Raw genomic sequence first — 2063 nt, forward strand, 5'->3', positions numbered from 1 at the left:
ACTTTTAACTACAAAGATACAGAAGTTCTTGAAAGTTTTATCAAAAAATCTGTTTTAATAGCACTTGATCAGAGAATGGGAATTAATAAAAAGGATATATTTAATGAAAAGGAAAAAGATATCTATTCCTTGTTTTCAGATTTCAGGACTATGGAATTAATATCATCTTAACGACAGAGTAAAAAATATAGGGGCAGTCATTAAATACCACAACAAATCTTTTTTGACTGCTTTTTTTAAAATATTTTACTTTGTGATATTTCTTTCAAAACTTCCCTAATCGGACATTCTCCTCCTCTCAAATATGGCATATTTGTGCTTTTTCCTGTTTCATTAACAATTTCTGGCAAGCATTCCATCTCTATTACCTTTTCTAGTGAACTCGTTCTTTTGCCGCTAAAGTACAGTTCATACGCCTTTTCCCTGTTTTTTCCATAGTTTGCAAAGAAAGTGTGGTATAACGCTCTTGCCTTTATCTTCCTTCTTGAAAACGCTTTCGGCCTGCTTGACAAAAATCTTGAGCATTCGTGGGACACAAGGGCTTCCGTCCTTGAGCCTATGTAATCCTCTTCAGTATATATCCTTCTTATCTTCTCATACTGGTTAAGCAGCATCTTCATCTGCTCCTTTCTTCTCTGGCTCACATTCTCCTTTTCCTTGAAATTCTCATAAAAATTTTCAAGTTCTGCAAAGTTATCTTTCTCAAGCCACCTGTAAAGATTTTTTGATATTTCCTTGTCCTTCTTGGAAATTTCAACTATAGCTTTTACTAGATGAAACTTGTCATAAATGTGTATCGGATTGTAAATCCTAAGCTCCCCTGCAAAGCTGTCTATCCATATTCCCCCATCAGAGTTCACAATCAGCTTCTTCTTGTCCATATTGTATCTCTTTTCAAGATAGTTAAGCACATATTCCGACACTTCCTCAAGGGATACGGATGCAGGAAACATTATTGTGTGTTTGTCAATAAGTTTGTTCCTGTCCCTGCAGATTTCCTCAATTCCACGATGTATTGAAACCATCCTCATATATGTGTTTTTACTTCTTCTGCACTTCATATGGTCTTCATCAATCTCCATATATACTGGCGAATCGTCATCCCTTTCAAATCTTTCAATATCAAGTTTCGGCATTTGAAAAGAATTGACAAGATTATACACAGTAGCCCTTGAAACACCGTAAGTCTTTGCAAGAAATGAAGCCGTAGCATATTGATACTCAAAAAGTATAGTAAAAATCATCTCCTCAGAAAGCCTTCTGTACCGCTTAAGCCCAATTTTCTCATCAATGTAGTAGTGAATGCCTGTTTTCTTGTCTACATATTTTCGACGTTCAAAAGTTACATCCCCGAAGGCAGTGGTAACAGTTCTTTTAACAAATCCTTTGCTTTTAAACTTATCTTTTCTTTCATTGGAATGAAAGAAGTAATCATCAACTCTTTTGACATAAACTCTAAACAGCGTTTCAAAAGCTTTTGTGACAAACAGCTTAAACTGCTGCTCAAACGGAAGTCTGAAAGAAAAAATATTTTTAAAAAAAGTCTTTACAAGCGAGGAAAAATCTGATATTCTAATCATAGAGGGAACCACCTTTCAATAGGATTTGGCGATTATATTGTAACTGGTTTCCTCTTTTTTGTTAATTTGAAATTTAATTAAATTTATTTGCCCCTATATTTTTTACTCTGTCATATATTCAATTTAGTTTGTCATTTTTTTAGTTTTATGGTAAACTATTTAAGTAAAAGCAAGGCATTTTTAGAGAAATTTGACTTGTATTATTGATATTTTTCTGGGGGGAAAAATGAAGAGGGATAATGGGAATAAAAATAATAAAAAAATAGATTTTGAACGAATGCTGGATGAAGAAAAGGAAAAGGGGCATCGAGAAAGACTAAGGCAGCGATTTCTGTCAACAGGGGCAAAAGGATTTACAGATTGTGAAATTTTGGAATTGTTGCTTACCTATATAGTTACTAGGAAAAATTGTAGAGGAATTGCAAATGAACTTTTGAGGAAATATCGGGATTTGTATACAATTTTGAAACAGCCTGGAGAAGA

At 33.8% G+C, this 2063-nt stretch carries 1 protein-coding gene and 1 pseudogene; one reads left to right on the forward strand and one right to left on the reverse strand.

Annotated elements, in window-relative coordinates; all coding sequences use genetic code 11:
• Nucleotides 1-236 precede the first annotated feature (236 nt).
• Complete coding sequence (locus tag Q0370_RS01805) at nucleotides 237-1580, reverse strand: ISLre2 family transposase (RefSeq protein WP_299571310.1); 1344 nt, start codon at nucleotides 1578-1580, stop codon at nucleotides 237-239.
• 226 nt (nucleotides 1581-1806) lie between these two features.
• Here Q0370_RS01805 and Q0370_RS01810 point away from each other — a divergent pair.
• A pseudogene (locus Q0370_RS01810) lies at nucleotides 1807-2063 on the forward strand (DNA repair protein RadC); the annotation flags it as partial.

Source organism: uncultured Leptotrichia sp., from assembly GCF_938036635.1.
Classification (GTDB): domain Bacteria; phylum Fusobacteriota; class Fusobacteriia; order Fusobacteriales; family Leptotrichiaceae; genus Leptotrichia; species Leptotrichia hongkongensis.